Raw genomic sequence first — 18228 nt, forward strand, 5'->3', positions numbered from 1 at the left:
CAGTCACCGTCGCGGTTCGCCGCGGTACGTGCCGAAGGACCAGAGGTTCCCCTCGGGGTCCCGGAGCACGAGCTCGCGGCTCCCGTAGTCGGTGTCCCGCAGCGGCACGACGACGCGACCGCCGGTACCCGGCACGCGCTCGCGCAGCCGGGCGTCGAGCGCCTCGATCGCGGCGTCGTCGGGCACGACGGCGTACGTGCCGCACGTCCCCGGCTCGCGCGACCACTCCCGCTCGGGGGAGTGGCTGCCGAGCATGATCCCGCCGCCGTGCGGCCAGTCGAGCTGGGCGTGCGCGACGTCGCGGTCGTCGCCCGCCATGACGGCCGTCGCGACGAACCCGACGACGTCGGTGAGGAACGCGACGAGCGCGCGGGCGTCGCGCGCCTGGAGGGTGGGCCAGACCTGGGGGCTCGGCGTCCCGGTCGGCGTCCCGGCCGCGTCGACGGCGGGGGTGTGGTCAGCGGTGTCCCGGGTGCTCTCGTGGATGCTCATGGTCCCAGGCTGGGCCGTCGGTGTGGCCCCCGGCTTGGATGTTCCCGACCTCCTCCTGAACCCATCCGGTCGGGGTCGTGCCGGCGAACCGCCGGAAGTCGCGCACGAGGTGGGAGTGGTCGGCGTACCCGGCGCTCGCGGCGACGTCCGCGAGCGTGCGGGGCCCGCGGCCGAGGGCGAGGCGCTGCACCGCGCGACGGGCGGCGTCGAACCGCGCGAGCCCGCGGGCCGCGCGCGGCGAGACCCCGAGCTCCGCCCGGAACAATGTCTCCAGACGGCGTTCGCCCAGCGCGACGTGGCGGGCCACGTCCCGGACCCGGGCGCGCCCGTGCGTGCGCACGAGCACCCGCCATGCCTCCGCGACGTCGGGGCGCACGCCGTCGCGCCGGGCGACGGAGCCACCCGGCGCGACGCCCCCGGGCTGCGTGAGCACCGCCCGCACGACGTCGAACGCCGCGCGCCACGAGCCCGCCTCGGCCACATGCTCGCGCAACCGTTCGGCGACGGGCCCGAGCACCGCGTCCGCGTCCTCGACGAGCCCGAGCTCGCCGGCCCGGACGCCGAGCAGCTCCCGGCACGCGAGGGGGTCGAGGGCGAGCTGCACGCCTGCCTGCTCGGGCGGCTGGTGGATGTACGCGGGCCGCGTGTGCAGCCCGCCGACGAGCGAGGCGTAGCCCACCGGGGCGTCGTCCGGCCCGACCGCCGTCGGCACGGCGCCCGCCGTGCTCACGACGAGCGTGAGCCACGGCGACGGCAGGCCGCGGTGGACGGACGGCGTGCCGTCCGCCGTCGCGGTCCGCAGGCGGTAGCCGACCATCGACACGACGCCGGGCGGCAGCGTTCGCGGCAGGGCCCGCACGTACTCGTGCACGCCTCCAGGCTAGGCACTCACGTCGCGGGTCGCAGACCGCGCACCTGCGGGACGTCGGTGCCGGTGGCCGCGCGGCGCACGTGGGAGCGCGCGTGCTCGACGGCGGCGTCGAGCGTGTCGAACAGATGGTTCTCGTGCCGGAGCTCGGCGAGCGCGCCGACGTTCGTGAGCAGCGCGCGGTGCCGGTCCTGGACGCCCTTGACGAGGACGGTGACGCCGCGCGCCTCGAGGCCCTCGATGAGCCCGCCGAGCGCCTTCGCCCCGGTCGCGTCGACCATGCGGAGCTGGGAGAGCCGCAGGACGACGACCGCGACGTCCTCGTGCGCCGAGGCGTCGGTCACCTCGGCGAGCACGCGGTCGGCGGCGCCGAAGAACATGGACCCCTCGAGGCGGAAGAGCGCGACGTGCTCGTCGCCCGGCTCGGCGGGGCCGGGCAGCGGCTCGCGGTGGACCCCGGAGGCGCGGGCGACGGTCCGCAGCGCGAAGAACGCGGCGACGAGGATGCCGATCTCGATGGCCTGCACGAGGTCGAACGCGACGGTGACGACGGCGGTCACGGCGAAGGTCGCCGCGCTGGAGCGCCCGGCGCCGACGACGGAGCGGATCGTGCGCCCGCCGATCATCCGGAAGCTCGTCACCATGAGGACGCCGGCGAGCGCGGCGAGCGGGATCCGCGAGACCGGGCCGGTGGCGAGGTACATGACCGCGAGGATCACGACCGCGTGCACGACGGCGGCGAGCCGCGTGCGGGCGCCGGAGCGCACGTTCACCGCGGTGCGGGCGATGGCCCCCGTGGCGGGCATGCCGCCGAAGAGGCCGCTGGCGACGGAGGCGGCGCCCTGGCCGACGAGCTCCCGGTCGGGCTGGTAGACGGAACCGCCGCCCGGCCCGGACTGGACCATGGTCGCCGCGACGCGCGCGGACAGCAGGGACTCGATCGCGGCGAGCGCGGCGATGGCGAGCGCGGCGCCGCCGAGGTCGCGCAGCGCGCCGGGCGTGACCGACGGCAGAACGGGCGCGGGCAGCGACGACGGCAGCGCGCCGATGCGTGGGACGGGCGCACCGAGCACCTCGACGAGGACGGTGGCGAGCACGACCGCGCCGAGCGACGCGGGGATCCCCGCGTGGAGCCGGGGGAGCAGCACCATGGTCGCGGCGACGAGCGCGACGCAGCCGAGCGTCCACAGTGCCGGGGCGGCGGGCACGTCGGTGACGGCGGCGCGCACGGCCTCCACCGCGGACACGAGGGTGTTGTGGCCGGGCGCGACCTCGACGCCGACCGCGGCCGGGACCTGCTGGAGGAAGATGATGCACGCGATCCCGAGCGTGAACCCCTCGACGACCGGCCACGGGATGTACGTGACGACGCGCCCGAGCCGGGCGAGCCCGGCGACGAGGACCACGAGCCCGGCGAGGACGGTGACGAGCGCCACGGAGCCCGGGCCGTGCGTGACGACGACCGGCGCGAGCACGACCGCCATCGCCCCGGTCGGTCCGGACACCTGGTGGTTCGACCCGCCGAGGACCGCCGCGACCACGCCGGCGACGACGGCGGTGACGAGCCCGGCGGCCGCCCCGACCCCGGAGCTGACGCCGAACGCGAGCGCGAGCGGGAGCGCGACGACGCCCACGGTGACGCCGGCGAGGAGGTCGGCGCGCAGGGTCCGGGGGCGCAGGTCGTAGTCGGAGCGCCGGGGCAGCAGGTCGCGGACGGCGGCGAGGCGGTTCATGCCGAGGGGGACGACGCCGTGGTCGCGTCGAGCACCGCGCGCGCGGACGCGCCGGGCAGGGCCGGGAGCCGCCGCGCGGCCTCGAGCTGGTCGGACGCGCCGGCGAGGTTCGACAGGAGGAACGCCCGCGCGACGACGAGCAGCTCGGCGACGAGCGGCTCGGCGAGGCGGTACTCGACGGCGTTCCCGCTGCGCGTCGAGGTGACGACGCCCGCCCGGCGCAGCACCGCGAGGTGCTGGGAGAGCTGGGACGCCTCGCACCCGGTGACGTCGAGCAGCACGGAGACGGGCGCGGTGTGGTCGGCGTCGGCAGCGAGGACCTCGAGCACCTGGATCCGCGTGGGGTGCGCGAGGCACCGGAAGAGCTCGGCCTTGATGCGGTAGAGGGGGGCGGTCTCGTCGGTGGCCGGGGCGCCGTCGTCGGGTCGGGGTGGGCGGGGCACGGGTCCTCCGGGCTACGGGATGATGGCTTGCGCAATCCATCAAACCATGGCGAGCGGCGTCCGGCGGCCCGCCCGGGATAGCCTGCCGCCATGACCGCCGCGCCCGACCCGAGCACCGACACGTCTCCTGCGGACCCGGCGGCCGAGGGCGCGGGGCACCCGACGCTCGGCCGCGTCGTGCGGACGCTGGACGAGCTGTACCCGCCGTCGACGGCGGAGGACTGGGACGCCGTCGGCCTGGTCGCCGGGGACCCGGACGCGCCCGTGGGCAAGGTGCTGCTCGCCGTCGACCCCGTGGAGGAGGTCGCGGACGAGGCGCTGGCCTGGGGCGCCGACCTCCTCGTGACGCACCACCCGCTGTTCCTGCGGCCCGTGCACTCCGTCGCCGCGACGACCTTCAAGGGCTCGCTCGTGCACCGCCTCATCCGGGGCGGCTGCGCGCTCTACGTCGCGCACACCAACGCCGACGCCGCGCAGCGCGGGGTCGCAAACGCCCTCGCCGACGCGCTCGACCTGCTGCACCGCGTCCCCCTCGTGCCGCACCCCGCGCCGTCGCCGCACGAGGCGGCGCGCACCGGCACCGGCCGCGTGGGCCGGCTCGCGGAGCCGACGACGTTGCGCGCGTTCGCGCAGCGCGTCGCGCAGGTGCTGCCTCCGACGGTGCAGGGCGTCCGCGTGGCGGGCGACCTCGATGCGCGCGTGGAGTCGGTCGCGGTGGTGGGCGGGTCCGGCGACTCGCTGTTCGACGCCGTGCGCGCGAGCGGGGCCGACGTCTACCTCACGTCCGACCTGCGCCACCACCCCGTGTCCGAGCTGCGCGAGCGCGCGCGGCTCGACGGCGGCGAGGCCGGGACGCCGTTCCTCGTCGACGTGCCGCACTACGCCTCCGAGTGGCCGTGGCTCCGCTACGCTGCCGAGGACCTCGTGCGCGTCCTCGCGCGCTCCGGCGCGGCCGTGGAGACGCGGGTCAGCACGCTCGTCACCGACCCGTGGACGGCGCGGTTCCCGTCCGCACCCGCCGACCCCGCAGCCGACGCCGGACCGCCCCGCGACACCGCGCAGGGCTGACCCCCGGCGCGCGTCGACCCCCACCCGTCCCCACCGACCCGCACGCCGGCCCTCATCGGGCCCACGAAAGGAACCACCCGTGGCCACTGCACCGCCCGCCGACCAGCTCCGCCTGCTCGACGTCCAGGAGCTCGACACGCGTGCCCAGCAGCTCGCGCACCAGCGCAAGAACCTGCCGGAGCACGCGCGCATCGCCGAGCTCGACGCCCAGCTCGAGGACCTGCGCGGCAAGCTCGTGGAGTCGCGGACCGCGGTGAGCGACCTCCGGCGCGAGCTGACCAAGGCCGAGGGCGACGTCGAGCAGGTGCGCACGCGCGCCGCCCGCGACCAGTCGCGCCTGGACTCCGGGCAGGTCGGGGCGAAGGACGCGCAGGCGCTCGTCGCGGAGCTCGAGTCGCTCGCCCGCCGGCAGGGCGTCCTCGAGGAGGTCGAGCTCGACGTCATGGAGCGGCTCGAGGCGCACGAGGAGGCCCTCGCGAAGCTCGAGTCGGCGCACGCCGAGCTCGAGTCCGCCAAGGCCGAGGTCGTGGCCGCGCGCGACGCCCGGTATGCCGAGCTCGACGCCGAGGCCGCGCAGGTCGCGGGGCGGCGCACGGACGCCGTCGCCGGTCTCGACGCGGGCCTGCTCGCGCTCTACGAGCGCGTGCGCGACCAGAACGGCGGGCGTGGCGTCGTCGCGCTGCGCGGCCAGCACGTCGACGGGCTCAACGTCTCGCTGAGCCCGGCCGAGCTCGCGGCGATCACGTCGGCCGCGCCCGACCAGGTGGTGCGGCTCGAGGACTACGGCCACATCGTGGTGCGGCCGGAGGGCGCCGGCGCGTGAGCGGGGCGAGCGGTCGGCAGCTCGTCGTCGAGGCCGACGGCGGCTCGCGCGGCAACCCGGGGCCCGCGGGCTTCGGGGCGCTCGTGCGCGACGCCGCGACCGGCCAGGTGCTCGCCGAGCGGGCCGCGTACCTCGGCACGACGACGAACAACGTCGCCGAGTACTCGGGTCTCGTCGCCGGGCTGCGCGCCGCCGCGGAGATCGACCCGGACGCGCGCGTGACCGTCCGGATGGACTCGCGGCTCGTCGTCGAGCAGATGTCGGGGCGGTGGCAGATCAAGCACGACGACATGCGCCGCCTGGCGGCCGAGGCCGCGGCGGTGCTCCCCGCCGCGCAGGTCACCTACGAGTGGGTGCCGCGCGCGCAGAACGCGGCAGCCGACGCCCTGGCCAACGAGGCGATGGACACCCGCGGGACCGTCGTGCGCGACCACGAGCCCGCGGACACGTCGGAGGTGCCGTCCGACGCCGCGGCCGACCCCGCGACCGAGACCGCACCCGTCCCCGTGGACGGGACGACCCTCCCCGCCGTCCCCGAGGGCGCGGCGGTCGACACGCCCGCCCGGCCGTCGGGCGCCACCGTCCGGTTCGACGACGCGCCCGCGCTCACGGTCGTGCTCGTGCGCCACGGGCAGACGCCGCTCACCGTCGCGGGCGCGTTCAGCGGCTCGTCGGTGCCGGGACCGTCCCTCACCGCGCGCGGCCGGACGCAGGCCGCGCAGGCCGCGGACCTGGTGTTCCGGATCGGTCGCCAGGCGTGGCCCGACCTGCCGCGCCCGTCGGCCGTCGTCTCCTCGCCCATGGTCCGGGCCCAGGAGAGCGCGCGCGCCGTCGGCCGCCGCCTCGGGGTGCCCGTGACGACGGACGACCGGTTCGCCGAGGTGGACTTCGGCGCGTGGGAGGGGCTCACGGCCGCGGAGGTGGACGCCGGGTGGCCCGGCCTCCTGCCCGCCTGGTACACGACCGGGACGACGCCGGCCCCGGGCGGCGAGTCCGCCGCCGACGTCGGCGTGCGCGTCCGGCAGGGGCTGCGCGACCTCGTCGACACCATGCTGCCGGGTGCCGGGCCCGCGGGCCGCACCGTCGTCGTCGTGGGTCACGCCGTCCAGGTGCGGGCCGCGATCGGGACGTCCGTGGGCGCGCCGCCCGAGCAGTGGTCGCGGATCCGCGTCCCTCCGGCGTCGGTGAGCATCCTGCGGTTGTGGGCCGACGGCACGAGCGAGCTCACGGCCCAGGGCGTCCCGAGCGACCTCTGACCCGGCCGAGGTAGAGGCCTGGTAGCGCGAGGTAGAGGCATGGTCGTGACCGCGGCTCTACCTCGGCGGCCTCGGACGCGCGGTGCGGGCGGCCTGGAGACCGGTCTCCACCCAGGCGTCGAGCTCGCGCGTGTCCGCCAGGCGCGGACCGTCGACGACGACCCACCCCGCCATCGTGCGGGTGCCCATCGTCATCGGCCGGGCGCCGCGCTCCAGGGCGGCGGTGCGTCCGCCCGTGCCGACCCGCACCATGAGGGCGTCCCCGGAGATCGCGACCGCCATGCGCCCGTCGACGAGGAACGCGAGGCCGCCGAACATCGTCCGCTCCTCGAACGGGGCGCGGGGCGCCAGCACCGCGCGGACGCGGTCGGCGAGGTCCTGGCTGACGGCCATGGGTCCACTGTGGACCCCTGCCCGTCCCGGCGCAGTGGCACGCGGCGCCGGCCCGGGCCGACCACCGCGCCGGACCGCTCGCCCGGACCGCTCGGGCGGACCGCTCAGGAGATGACGAGCTCGAGCGTGCGCGGCCCGCTGCGCGTCGTGGCGTCGTGCAGGGTCGCCTCGATCAGCCGGTAGGTGAGGCCCGAGCCGACCTCGGTCCCGATCACCGTGCCGACGAGCTCGCGCGCGGCGTCCAGCAGCCCGGCCGCGGACGACGGCGACGCCGCCTCCCGGCGCACGAGGTGCCCGGCGAGCACGCCGCGCGTGTGCTTGGCGTTGTGCGAGACGACGGTCCGCTTCCCGGCGTGCTCGCGCACGACCCGCACCGCGACCCACTCGGCCGCCCGCGGGCCCGATGTCCGCGGCTTCCACGCGCCCACGTACGTCGCGGACCGGCAGTCCACGACGACGTCGCCCGCGGCCCGCTCGTCGAGCACGGGGGCGAGGTGGGGCCGCCACGCCGTGGCGAGCTTCCCGACGCCCGGCAGGTCCACCGCCATGGAGAGCCGGTACGCCGGGACCCGGTCGGCAGGGGAGAGCGCGCCCCACAACCCCGACACGACGCGCACGTCCTCGCGGGCCCGACGCGCGGGCTCCCCGCCCGCGGCGAGCGCCCCCGCGAGGTCCGCGGCGCCGTACAGCACGCCCGTGTACACGTCGGCTGCCGGACCGGCCGGGGCCGAGCGCAGCACGGTGTTGCGTCGCACCTCCTCGGCGAGCCCCGGCGTCGTGCCCAGGACCTCGTGGGCGTCCGGCCGGGCGCTCGCGGCGGCGAGCGCGTCGAGGACCGTCACGCGGTGCGCGGTGAGCGCGGGGGAGGTCAGGGTGTCGAGGTCGACGGGCGGGGCGCCGTCGGGCGCGGGGGTCTTGCCCTCGGACGGGGGGAGCAGCACGAGCACCGGGTCACTCTACGAGCGCGCGCGACGTCGCCGCCGCGGGTGACCGGGGCCGACGGCGTGGGGTGCGTCACGGCTACGCTCGCCCGATGGCCCAGGTGAAGATCTACGGACGGCGCAGCGTGTGGGGCGCGCGGCGGACGGAGGTGTCCGACGCGCTGCACGACGCGCTCGTGCGCGCGTGGCAGCTCCCGCCGGACAAGCGGTTCCACCGCTTCCTGCTCCTGGACGACGACGACCTGGTCGCCCCGCGCTCGGACGCGTACCTGGTCGTCGAGGTCGTCTGCTTCACGGGCCGCACGCGCGAGGCCAAGCGCGCGCTGGTCGCGGCGCTGTACGACGACGTCGTGCCAGCCCTCGGCCTGACGGTGGACGACGTGGAGCTCGTGATCCTCGAGAGCCCGCGCGAGAACTGGGGCATCCGCGGGGTCAGCGGCGACGAGCTCGCGCTGTCGTACCGCGTCGACGTCTGACTCGCGCGTCCCCTGCCTCGGGCGGCGGGGGGCGGTCCGAGCCCCGTGCGGGGCCGCTCAGCCTGCCTCGGCGACGACGGCCAGCACCGCGTCGCCGTACCGGGCGAGCTTGTTCTCGCCGACGCCGCTCACCAGCGCGAGCCGCTCGAGCGAGCCGGGCCGGGCGGTCGCGATCCCGCGGAGCGTCGCATCCCCGAACACGATGTACGCGGGCACGCCCTGGGTCTTCGCCTCGCCCGCCCGCCAGGCGCGCAGCGCCTCGAAGAGCGGGACGTCGGCCTCGGCCAGCTCGGCGGCGGCCGACGCCTTCCGTCCCTTCGCCGCGCGCACCGGACGCGCCGGCTCGTGCCGCATCCGGACCTCGCGGCGCCGGGCCAGGACCTCCCCGCTCGCCGCGGTGAGCACGAGCGTCCCGTGCGCGCCCTCGACGGTGAGCAGTCCCTGGGCGAGGAGCTGGCGCACCACGGCCCGCCACTCGTTCTCGGACAGGTCGTCCCCGACCCCGAACACCGACAGCTCCTGGTGCCGGAACCGCCGGACCTTCTCCGTGTCCCGGCCGAGGAGGATGTCGACGACCTGCCCGACGCCGAAGCGCTGCCCGCGCTCGCGGTCCAGGCGGAACACCGTCGAGAGCACCTTCTGCGCGGCGACCGTCCCGTCCCAGGCCTCGGGCGGGGCGAGGCACGTGTCGCACGACCCGCAGGCCCCCGGGTGCTCCTGGCCGAAGTAGGCGAGGAGCTGGGCGCGGCGGCACTCCACGGTCTCGCAGAGGGCGAGCATCGCGTCCAGGTGCCGGCCCAGGTTGCGCCGGTGCGCGGCGTCGCCGTCGGACGTCTCGATGAGCTTGCGCTGCTGCACGACGTCGGCGAGGCCGTAGGCCAGCCAGGCGGTGGACGGCAGGCCGTCGCGCCCCGCGCGTCCTGTCTCCTGGTAGTACCCCTCGACGGACTTGGGCAGGTCGAGGTGCGCGACGAACCGGACGTCGGGCTTGTCGATGCCCATGCCGAAGGCGATCGTCGCGACCATGACCACGCCGTCCTCGCGCAGGAACCGGGACTGGTTCGCGGCGCGCACCGACGCGGGGAGCCCCGCGTGGTAGGGCAGCGCCTGGATCCCGTTCTCGACGAGCGTCGCGGCGGTCCTCTCGACCGACGCGCGCGAGAGGCAGTAGACGATCCCGGCCTCCCCGGCGTGCTCGGTCCGCAGCAGGTCGAGCAGCTGCTTCTCGGGCCGGTCCTTGGGCACGATCCGGTAGGTGATGTTGGGGCGGTCGAAGCTGGAGACGAAGTGCCGCGCGCCCTCCAGGTCGAGGCGCAGGGCGATCTCGGCGCGCGTCGCAGCCGTCGCCGTCGCGGTCAGCGCGATGCGCGGGACGGACGGCCAGCGCTGGTGCAGCACCGACAGCTCGAGGTAGTCCGGCCGGAAGTCGTGGCCCCACTGGGAGACGCAGTGCGCCTCGTCGATCGCGAACAGCGCGATCGGCGTCCTGTCGAGCAGGTCGAGGGTGGCGCGGCTGCGGAGCCCCTCCGGCGCCACGTAGAGCAGGTCGAGCTCACCCGCCACGAGCGCGCGCTCCACGGCGCGGCGGTCCTCCGAGGACAGCGTGGAGTTGAGGAACGCGGCGCGGACGCCGAGCGCCGCGAGGGCGTCCACCTGGTCCTGCATGAGGGCGATGAGCGGGGAGACCACGACGCCGGTCCCTGGACGGACCAGGGCGGGGATCTGGTAGCACAGCGACTTGCCCCCGCCGGTCGGCATGAGCACCAGGGCGTCGCCGCCGTTGACGACGGTGTCGATGACGGCCGCCTGCTCACCCCGGAACGCGTCGTACCCGAAGACTCGCCGGAGCACGTCGAGCGCGGGGTCGGTCGCAGTCGCTGTGGCCACCCGGGCACCCTACCGAGGAGTTCCGACACGACGGTCCCGGCGCGTCCGCCCCACCGCCGGGGCGCCCGTCACGGGCGGCGGAGCTCCGCGGGCAGGTCGTCCCGGTGGCGGACGGCGAGCGACGTCACCGCGCGGGTCAGGCAGACGTACAGCCGTCGCAGCCCCGTGACCCGGTCGGGCTCGCCCCGGACGACGCCCTCCGGGTCGTCCAGCACGACGTGGTCGAACTCCAGCCCCTTCGCGAGCGACGCGGGCACGAGGTCGAGGCGCGCGTCGAACTCGACCGCGCCGTCGTCGTCCGACGCCTCGCCGACGACCGCGAAGGCGAGGCCCGCCGCGGCGAGCGCCGCGCGCGCGGCGTCCGTGCCGGCGTCGGGCACGATCAGCCCGACCGACCCCTCCCGGGCGAGCGCCGTGCGGACCAGGTCCACGAGCGGCCCGGTGGTGAGGACGAGCTCGCCCCGCGCCCGGCGGACGGCGACCGGCGGGTCGAGGTCCGGCGCGATCGAGGGGAGCAGGCGGGCCGCGTACTCGATGACGTCGCCGGGGACGCGGAAGCCGGCGGTGAGCTGCTCCACGTGGCCGTCGGGCTTGCCGAGGTGCGTCAGCGCGTCGGTCCACGAGGAGACCCCCCACGGCGTCGTCGCCTGGGCCAGGTCGCCCAGCACCGTCAGCGAGCCGGTACGCGCCCGGCGCCCGAGAGCGCGCAGCATCATCGGCGACAGGTCCTGCGCCTCGTCCACCACGACGTGCGCGACCGACGCGCCGCGGGCCAGCAGGTCCGCGACCTCGTCGAGCAGGACGAGGTCGGCCAGCGTCCAGCGGGCCGTGCCCGGTGTCCGGGACGGTCGGGCCGGGCGCAGCAGCTCCTGCTCGGCCGGGGTGAGGACGCCGTCGGCGCTCGCGGCGAGGAACGCGGGGTCGACGAGGAGCCGGTGCAGCAGCGCCGTCGGCGTGACCTTCGGCCACACCGCGGCGGTGTAGTCCCGGACCGGGCGGGTGCGCGCGAGCGCGTCCCACGCCCGCTCGTCGAGCGCCTCGCCCGACTCCTCGATCTGCACGAGGATCCGGTGCGCGAGCGCGTGCCGCAGGTGGTCGCGACCGGCGTCGAAGCGCGGCTCCCGGCCGACCACCTGCGCCACGCACTCGCGGGCCTCGTGCGCGGCGACGCGCCAGCGGCGCGCACCGCGGGGCAGCACGAGCGCCTCGGACGGCTCGACGAGGTGCGACCACACCGCGCGGCGGAGCACCTCGGCCATACGCACGTCGCCCTTGAGCCGCGCGACGTCCGCGGGCTCCGTGCCGCGCAGGCGGCCGTGCGCCGTGACGATCTGCTCGACGGTGGTCTGGGTCGCGTCGACCTCGCCGAGGGCGGGCAGCACGTCGCGGATGTACCGCAGGAAGCTCGCGTTGGGCCCGACGACGGTCATCCCTGCGCGGCTCACCCGCTCCCGGTGGGAGTACAGCAGGTACGCGGCGCGGTGCAGCCCGACGGCGGTCTTGCCGGTGCCGGGCGCACCCTGCACGACGACGGTCCGGTCGATCCCGCTGCGCACGATGACGTCCTGCTCGGGCTGGATTGTGGCGACGATGTCGCGCATCGGCCCGGTGCGGGGCCGCTCGATCTCGGCCTCGAGGATCGCGGAGGACTCCGCGCCGGGACCCGGGGCGGTGAGCGTCTCGTCCTCGAAGCCCGTGAGGGCGCCGCGCTGGAAGCCGTAGCGGCGGCGGACGGCGACCCCCATCGGCTCGGTGCGCGTGGCGCGGTAGAAGGGCGTGCTCACCGGGGCGCGCCAGTCGACGACGAGCGGGTCGCCCTCGGGGTCCGAGACGTGGCGGCGGCCGATGTGGAAGACCTCGGCGGGCTCGTGGCCGGTGCCGTCGAGGTCGATGCGTCCGAAGAAGAGCGGGACCTCGGGGTCGTCGGCGAGCTGGGCGAGCCGACGGGCGAGCGCCGCCTCGAGGTACTCGGCGCTGACCCGGTCTCCCGCGAGCGCGTCGAGCGACCCCGCCCGCTCGCGCATGCGGGCGAGCTGCCTGCGGGCGTCGGCGAGGAACTCCTGCTCCCGGGCGAGCTCGGCCGACGTGTCGGTGGCGGGTGCCGCGCTCGGGGCGTCGGGGGCGGACGGTTCGGCGGTGGCGGGCACGACAGACCTCCGGGAGCAGGCTTCGAGGGGGGCGGGCCATACTACGGGGCACGACCCGCCGGCGGACCGGTCGCTGGTCCGCCGAGCCGCCCGGGAGCGGTAGCCTTGCTGGCGCGGACGAGTCGGTCGGACGGTCGCGTCGGGAGGCCTCGTGCCTCCCGCCGAGGAACGTCCGGGCTCCGAAGGGCAAGGTGGTGGGTAACGCCCACCCGGGGTGACCCGCGGGACAGTGCCACAGAGAACAGACCGCCGCGTCGGGAAGGGCTCCGGCCCCGACCGGTGCGGTAAGGGTGAAACGGTGGTGTAAGAGACCACCAGCGGACCGGGTGACCGGTCCGGCTCGGTAAACCCCACCTGGAGCAAGGTCAGACAGACTGTGTCTGAGGGCTGCCCGCCCGATTCTCCACGGAGAAGCACAGTCGGGTAGACCGCTCGAGCCCTGCGGCGACGCAGGGCCTAGATGGATGACCGTCGCCCGCGCGAGGGTGACCTCGCGCGGGAACAGAACCCGGCGTACAGACCGGCTCGTCCGCATCGCACCGCCCGACCTGAGACAGCGGCGCCTCCTCTGGTGCCGTGACGATCGACGCTGACATCGACGACGGCGATGACGACTTCAACGGCGTCGGGTTGTGCCCTGCCCCCCCCCCTGGCGCTGACCGTCCCCGGACTGGGGTGAGCCCAGCGCGGACGCCTCCACTCCGTCCACGCCGGGCTCTGCGACAGAGTTACGGCCGCCTCGCATCAGAGACGGCGCGAGCCGGGCACCTACACGCGTCCCCGACCGCGTCGTGTCGAGGGTCGTCAGCCGCCTCTGGACGGCTAGTGCGCTCTGAGCTGCCCTGCTTCGTCGAACCCCAGCCGGGCGGGTGGTGTCTCGCGCATGCGGAGCAGTTCGTCGATGTGAGTCATCAGGATAGCGAAGCCCGCCCAACGAGGCTCTCGTCCGGGCCAGAGCACCTCGACGTCGTCGGCGACCGCGTCGAGGAAGCGGTTCAGGTCCTCGTCGTCGACGTCCAGGACGATCGGCGGGGCGTACTGCCTGTCGTCCCAGCGGTGGATCTGCGCTCCGTCGGTGGTGACGCGCACGTCGTTGCCGTCGGAGGCCGACTGGAGGGCGAACTGCTCGACGGTTCGGGTGGTCATGAAAACGCAGGGTAGATGGTGCCCTGGTTGCCGGTCGCGGACGACAACGACGACCGGGCGTGCGGGACCGCGACCGCGCCGCCGTCGACGGACGTGTCCGTGATGCTCTCCCCGCCGTCGGGCCAGGCGAGACCGGGCGAGCGCGTGCAGCTCGACGCCGTCGTGCGCAACGGCGGCCCGGCGGGCACGACCGCCGAGGTGCGCTGCACGCCGGCGGCCACCGCCGCGCTCGCCGTCGTGGCGGCGACGGTCCTCACGTGCGTCGTCGGCGACCTGCCGCCCGGCGCCGCGGTGACGTACCGCCTCACGGGCACCGCCACCGGGGCGCCGGGCACGGACCTCGTCGTCACGGCGCGGGTCGCGCACGACGCCCCGGACACCGTCCCGGAGAACGACGTCGCGGCCGCGACGGTCCGTCTGCTGCTCGGAGCGACGCCTCCTCCCGGCCCCGGCCCCGGCCCCGGTCCCGGCCTCCCGCCGTCGGGCCCGGGGGAGGCGCCCGCCGGTGCGGTGCCGGGCTCGCACCCGGCCGCCCCGGGGCCGTCCGCGGGGCCCTCGTACGCCCTCGCCACGACCGCCGGCCTGGCTGCGCTCGCCGCCCTCATGCTCGGCCTCGGGACGCTGCTCGTGCGCGGGCACGGGAGGGCCGCGCGCGGCCCGGGCGGGCTCGGGCCGCGGCGGCCGCGAGGCGGCGGGACGGCGTGAGCGCCGCGGTACGGCGTTAGGCTGTCGTGCCGCACCCGCCGCGGAGACGCCGGTCCGCCGGCGCGTCCGCCCGCCTCTCCCGGCACCACCGGGAGGACGGGCCCCGTCCTACTCGTGCCGAGGAGCACCATGTCGCACCACGACTCGCACACGCCTCCGCTCGCCTACGTCATCGCCGGTTCCGAGGCCACCGGCGGCGCCGGCATCCAGGCCGACCTGAAGACGTTCCAGGAGCTCGGCGCCTACGGCGTCGGCACGCTCACGTGCATCGTCTCGTTCGACCCGAAGAACGACTGGGGCCACCGCTTCGTCCCCGTGGACCCGCAGGTGATCGCCGACCAGTTCGAGGCGGCGACGGTCACGCACGAGCCCTCGGTCGTGAAGATCGGCATGCTCGGCACGCCCGCGACGATCGACGTCGTCGCCGAGTCGCTGCGCTCGCGCACGTGGGAGCACGTCGTGCTCGACCCGGTCCTCATCTGCAAGGGCCAGGAGCCCGGTGCCGCCCTCGACACCGACACGGCGCTGCGCGCGCAGGTCCTCCCGCTCGCGACCGTCGTCACGCCCAACCTCTTCGAGACGCGCACGCTCGCGGGCGTCGAGTCGATCGAGACCGTCGAGGAGCTCGTCGAGGCGGCGCGCAAGGTCCAGGCGCTCGGCCCGCGCGCCGTCGTCGCGAAGGGGGGCGTCGAGCTGCCCGGCCCCGACGCGGTCGACGTCCTGGTCGACGGCGACGAGGTGCACGTGCTGCGCACCCCGAAGATCGGCGAGGAGCGCGTGAGCGGGGCCGGCTGCACGTTCGCCGCCGCGATCACCGCGGAGCTTGCGAAGGGCGCCTCGGTGCTCGACGCCGCGCGCGTCGCCAAGGACGTCGTCACCGCCTCCATCGAGGACCGCGTGGCGTCGAACGCGCCGTTCGACGCGGTACGGGTCGGCGCGCGCCGCTGACCTCCTGCGGCGTGCCCGGGCCGCGGCCTCGCGACCCCGGGCCGACCCGTGCTCGACCAGCGATCACCCCTCGGACGTCTCGACGTCCCCTGACGGTCAAGGAATACTCTCGTCACCGTGAACGACCTCTCCCCTTCGGAACTGTCCCCGTCCCCGGGTGCTGCCGACGGCCCCGACCGGGTCTCCGCCGACGTCTCCGACCTCCCCGACGACACCGGGCACGCCGGGCGCGGCCTCGCGCGCCACGACGTCCCGGGCCCGCTGCGCGACGACGTCCGCCTCCTCGGCGGCCTGCTGGGCACCGTGCTGCGCGAGACGGGCGGCCAGGACCTGCTCGACGACGTCGAGCGGCTCCGCGAGCTCTCGATCCGTGCGTACGACGACCGGTCGGGCGCGGTGCTCGCCGAGGCCGAGGCGCTCGTCGAGGGCCTGTCCATGGCGCGCGCCGAGCAGGTCGCCCGGGCCTTCACGTGCTACTTCCACCTCGCGAACCTCGCGGAGGAGTACCACCGCGTGCGCGTCCTGCGCGAGCGCGAGGCGGAGTTCGCGACCCGCGCCACGACGCCCGACGACTCGCTGCCCGAGGCGTTCGAGCAGCTCGTCGGCGAGGTCGGGCGCGAGGAGGCGCTGCGCCGGCTTCGTCGCCTCGAGTTCCGCCCCGTGCTCACCGCGCACCCCACGGAGGCGCGCCGTCGTGCGGTCTCCGGCGCGGTGCGGCGCATCGCGACGCTCCTCGACGAGCGGGACGCGCAGCGCCTCGGCGGCACGTCGCTCGCGGAGAACGAGCGTCGCCTCCTCGCCGAGATCGACACGATGTGGCGCACCGCCCCCATCCGCGAGCACAAGCCGTCGGTCCTCGACGAGGTGAAGACGGCGCTCGGCGTGTTCGACGCGACGATGTTCGACACGTTCCCCACCGTCTACCGCCGCCTGGACGACTGGCTGCTGGGCGACGAGGCGGGGCGCGAGGAGCCGCTCGTGCGGCCGTTCGTCAGCCTGGGCACGTGGATCGGCGGCGACCGCGACGGCAACCCGAACGTCACGGCCGACGTGACGCGCCAGGCCGCGGCAATCGCGGCCGACCACGCGCTCGCGGCGCTCGAGCAGCAGGCGCGCGCCGTCGGGCGCAAGCTCACGCTCGACCAGGACGGCACGCCGCCGTCGGACGGCCTGCGCGCCCTGTGGGAGCGCCAGCGCCGGCTCTCGGAGGCGGTCACCGTCGCCGCGTCGGAGGCGTCGCCGCGCGAGCCGCACCGCGCGGTCCTGCTCGTCGTCGCGGACCGCATCGCCGCGACGCGGGCCCGCAACGCCGACCTCGCCTACCCGAACGCCGAGCAGCTCGAGTCCGACCTGCGCGTCGTCCAGGAGTCGCTCGTTGCGGCGGGCGCGCCCCGCGCGGCGTACGGGGACCTGCAGCAGCTCGTGTGGCAGGTCGAGACGTTCGGGTTCCACCTCGCGGAGCTCGAGGTGCGCCAGCACTCCCAGGTCCACGAGGGGGCGCTCGCCGAGATCGCGGAGAAGGGCCTGCACGGCGACCTCTCCGACCGTACGCGCGAGGTGCTCGACACCTTCCGCGCGCTCGGCGCGGTCCAGCAGCGCTACGGGATCCGTGCCGCACGCCGCTACATCGTGTCGTTCACGCAGAAGCCGGAGCACCTGGCCGCGGTGTACGAGCTCGCGGAGCTCGCGTTCGAGGGCTCCGACGAGGCGCCCGTGGTCGACGCGATCCCGCTGTTCGAGACCTTCGCCGACCTCCGGGCGAGCGTCGACATCCTCGAGTCCATGCTCACGCTGCCGCAGGTGCAGCGCCGGCTCGCCGAGAACGGGCGCCGCGTCGAGGTCATGCTCGGCTACTCGGACTCGTCGAAGGACGTCGGCCCGGTGTCCGCGACCCTCGCCCTGCACGACGCGCAGAGCCGCATCGCGCAGTGGGCCGAGCGCCACGACATCACGCTCACGCTGTTCCACGGCCGCGGCGGCGCCCTCGGCCGCGGCGGCGGCCCGGCGAACCGTGCCGTGCTCGCCCAGCCCCCGGGCTCGGTCGACGGCCGCTTCAAGCTCACCGAGCAGGGCGAGGTCATCCTCGCGCGTTACGGCGACCCGACGATCGCGTCGCGCCACATCGAGCAGGTCGCCGCGGCGACGCTGCTCGCGTCGGCGCCGTCGACGGAGAAGCGCAACGCCGAGGCGACCGAGCGCTACCGCGACCTCGCGGCCGCGCTCGACGAGTCGTCGCGCCGCCGGTTCCACGAGCTGGTGCGCGCGGACGGGTTCCCGCAGTGGTTCTCGCAGGTGACCCCGCTCGAGGAGGTCGGCCTCCTGCCGATCGGCTCCCGCCCGGCACGTCGCGGCCTGTCGGTCTCGTCGCTCGACGACCTGCGCGCGATCCCGTGGGTGTTCTCCTGGTCGCAGGCGCGCATCAACCTCGCGGGCTGGTACGGGCTCGGCACGGCGCTGCGCGAGTTCGGCGACCTCGAGCTGCTGCGCGAGGCGCACCGCGAGTGGCCGCTCTTCGCGACGCTGCTGGACAACGTCGAGATGTCGCTCGCCAAGACGGACGAGCGCATCGCCGAGCGGTACCTGGCGCTCGGGGACCGCGACGACCTCGCCCAGGCGATCCTCGACGAGCTGCGCCTCACGCGCGAGCAGGTCCTCGCGGTGACGGAGAACGCGTGGCCGCTCGCCGGCCGGCGCGTGCTGGGCCGCGCGGTCCAACTCCGCAGCCCGTACGTCGACGCGCTCTCGCTGCTCCAGGTCCGCGCGCTGCGCGGCCTGCGCTCCGGCGCGGAGGGCCCTGTCAAGGACGAGCTCCAGCACCTGCTGCTGCTCACCGTCAACGGGGTCGCGGCCGGCCTGCAGAACACCGGCTGAGGTCCGGCGCCCGCCACGACGGCCGTCACGT

General features: G+C 75.9%; 16 protein-coding genes and 1 other RNA gene. 8 read left to right on the forward strand and 9 right to left on the reverse strand.

Going from position 1 to position 18228, the window contains the following annotated elements; translation table 11 throughout:
• Nucleotides 1-3 precede the first annotated feature (3 nt).
• From ACI769_RS08785 to ACI769_RS08800, 4 genes are read right to left on the reverse strand one after another with little or no spacing between them, the layout of a single operon-like run.
• The gene (locus ACI769_RS08785; RefSeq protein WP_085387729.1) at nucleotides 4-492 is read right to left on the reverse strand and encodes a VOC family protein; all 489 of its coding nucleotides are present in this window, start codon (nucleotides 490-492) and stop codon (nucleotides 4-6) included.
• Nucleotides 458-1363 carry a helix-turn-helix domain-containing protein gene (locus tag ACI769_RS08790; protein WP_198163056.1) on the reverse strand — a complete coding sequence of 302 codons (906 nt, stop codon included), beginning with the start codon at nucleotides 1361-1363 and terminating at the stop codon, nucleotides 458-460. Before ACI769_RS08790 ends, ACI769_RS08785 begins: the two co-directional genes overlap by 35 nt.
• A 17-nt stretch (nucleotides 1364-1380) precedes the next feature.
• Nucleotides 1381-3093: a SulP family inorganic anion transporter gene (locus tag ACI769_RS08795; RefSeq protein ID WP_085387730.1), complete on the reverse strand. Its 1713-nt coding sequence runs from the start codon at nucleotides 3091-3093 to the stop codon at nucleotides 1381-1383.
• Complete coding sequence (locus tag ACI769_RS08800) at nucleotides 3090-3536, reverse strand: metalloregulator ArsR/SmtB family transcription factor (protein ID WP_085387731.1); 447 nt, start codon at nucleotides 3534-3536, stop codon at nucleotides 3090-3092. The genes ACI769_RS08795 and ACI769_RS08800 overlap by 4 nt, the downstream gene beginning before the upstream one ends.
• Nucleotides 3537-3626: 90 nt before the next feature.
• On the opposite strand from ACI769_RS08800, the gene ACI769_RS08805 reads away from it, so the two are divergent.
• From ACI769_RS08805 to ACI769_RS08815, 3 genes are all read left to right on the forward strand, one after another.
• Nucleotides 3627-4604, forward strand: a complete 978-nt coding sequence (locus ACI769_RS08805) for a Nif3-like dinuclear metal center hexameric protein (protein WP_085387732.1) — start codon at nucleotides 3627-3629, stop codon at nucleotides 4602-4604.
• Nucleotides 4605-4683: 79 nt separating this feature from the next.
• Nucleotides 4684-5427, forward strand: coding sequence for a zinc ribbon domain-containing protein (locus tag ACI769_RS08810; RefSeq protein ID WP_034653131.1), 744 nt, complete (start codon nucleotides 4684-4686; stop codon nucleotides 5425-5427).
• Nucleotides 5424-6683, forward strand: coding sequence for a bifunctional RNase H/acid phosphatase (locus ACI769_RS08815; RefSeq protein WP_085387733.1), 1260 nt, complete (start codon nucleotides 5424-5426; stop codon nucleotides 6681-6683). Before ACI769_RS08810 ends, ACI769_RS08815 begins: the two co-directional genes overlap by 4 nt.
• Before the next feature lie 57 nt (nucleotides 6684-6740).
• Here ACI769_RS08815 and ACI769_RS08820 read toward each other — a convergent pair whose 3' ends face one another.
• Nucleotides 6741-7076, reverse strand: coding sequence for a TfoX/Sxy family protein (locus ACI769_RS08820; protein ID WP_085387734.1), 336 nt, complete (start codon nucleotides 7074-7076; stop codon nucleotides 6741-6743).
• A 104-nt stretch (nucleotides 7077-7180) separates the two neighbouring features.
• A complete protein-coding gene (locus ACI769_RS08825) occupies nucleotides 7181-8023 on the reverse strand; it encodes a YaaA family protein (RefSeq protein WP_043653506.1) in 843 nt (280 codons plus the stop codon).
• Nucleotides 8024-8109: 86 nt separating this feature from the next.
• On the opposite strand from ACI769_RS08825, the gene ACI769_RS08830 reads away from it, so the two are divergent.
• On the forward strand, nucleotides 8110-8493 hold the full coding sequence (locus ACI769_RS08830; protein ID WP_085387735.1) for a tautomerase family protein: 384 nt from the start codon (nucleotides 8110-8112) through the stop codon (nucleotides 8491-8493).
• 57 nt (nucleotides 8494-8550) lie between these two features.
• On the opposite strand, the gene recQ is transcribed toward ACI769_RS08830, so the two are convergent.
• Nucleotides 8551-10380: a DNA helicase RecQ gene (gene recQ / locus ACI769_RS08835; protein ID WP_034653124.1), complete on the reverse strand. Its 1830-nt coding sequence runs from the start codon at nucleotides 10378-10380 to the stop codon at nucleotides 8551-8553.
• Nucleotides 10381-10448: 68 nt separating this feature from the next.
• Nucleotides 10449-12527: an AAA family ATPase gene (locus tag ACI769_RS08840; protein ID WP_085387736.1), complete on the reverse strand. Its 2079-nt coding sequence runs from the start codon at nucleotides 12525-12527 to the stop codon at nucleotides 10449-10451.
• A gap of 118 nt (nucleotides 12528-12645) precedes the next feature.
• On the opposite strand from ACI769_RS08840, the gene rnpB reads away from it, so the two are divergent.
• Nucleotides 12646-13059, forward strand: an RNA gene (gene rnpB / locus ACI769_RS08845) — RNase P RNA component class A.
• 290 nt (nucleotides 13060-13349) lie between these two features.
• Here the strand turns inward: rnpB and ACI769_RS08850 are convergent.
• On the reverse strand, nucleotides 13350-13673 hold the full coding sequence (locus ACI769_RS08850) for a hypothetical protein (protein ID WP_409141477.1): 324 nt from the start codon (nucleotides 13671-13673) through the stop codon (nucleotides 13350-13352).
• 15 nt (nucleotides 13674-13688) lie between these two features.
• Here ACI769_RS08850 and ACI769_RS08855 point away from each other — a divergent pair, with 15 nt between their 5' ends.
• The 3 genes from ACI769_RS08855 (at nucleotide 13689) to ACI769_RS08865 (ending at nucleotide 18197) form a co-directional block, all read left to right on the forward strand.
• Entirely contained in the window at nucleotides 13689-14378 is a 690-nt protein-coding gene (locus tag ACI769_RS08855; protein ID WP_085387737.1) for a DUF11 domain-containing protein, read from the forward strand.
• A 129-nt stretch (nucleotides 14379-14507) separates the two neighbouring features.
• The gene (thiD, locus tag ACI769_RS08860; protein ID WP_021483778.1) at nucleotides 14508-15326 is read left to right on the forward strand and encodes a bifunctional hydroxymethylpyrimidine kinase/phosphomethylpyrimidine kinase; all 819 of its coding nucleotides are present in this window, start codon (nucleotides 14508-14510) and stop codon (nucleotides 15324-15326) included.
• A 261-nt stretch (nucleotides 15327-15587) separates the two neighbouring features.
• Nucleotides 15588-18197 (forward strand): phosphoenolpyruvate carboxylase, encoded by a 2610-nt coding sequence (locus tag ACI769_RS08865; protein ID WP_034653917.1) that lies wholly within the window; start codon nucleotides 15588-15590, stop codon nucleotides 18195-18197.
• Nucleotides 18198-18228 lie beyond the last annotated feature (31 nt).

The sequence above is a fragment of the Cellulosimicrobium sp. RS genome, assembly GCF_046159675.1.
GTDB lineage: Bacteria > Actinomycetota > Actinomycetes > Actinomycetales > Cellulomonadaceae > Cellulosimicrobium > Cellulosimicrobium funkei.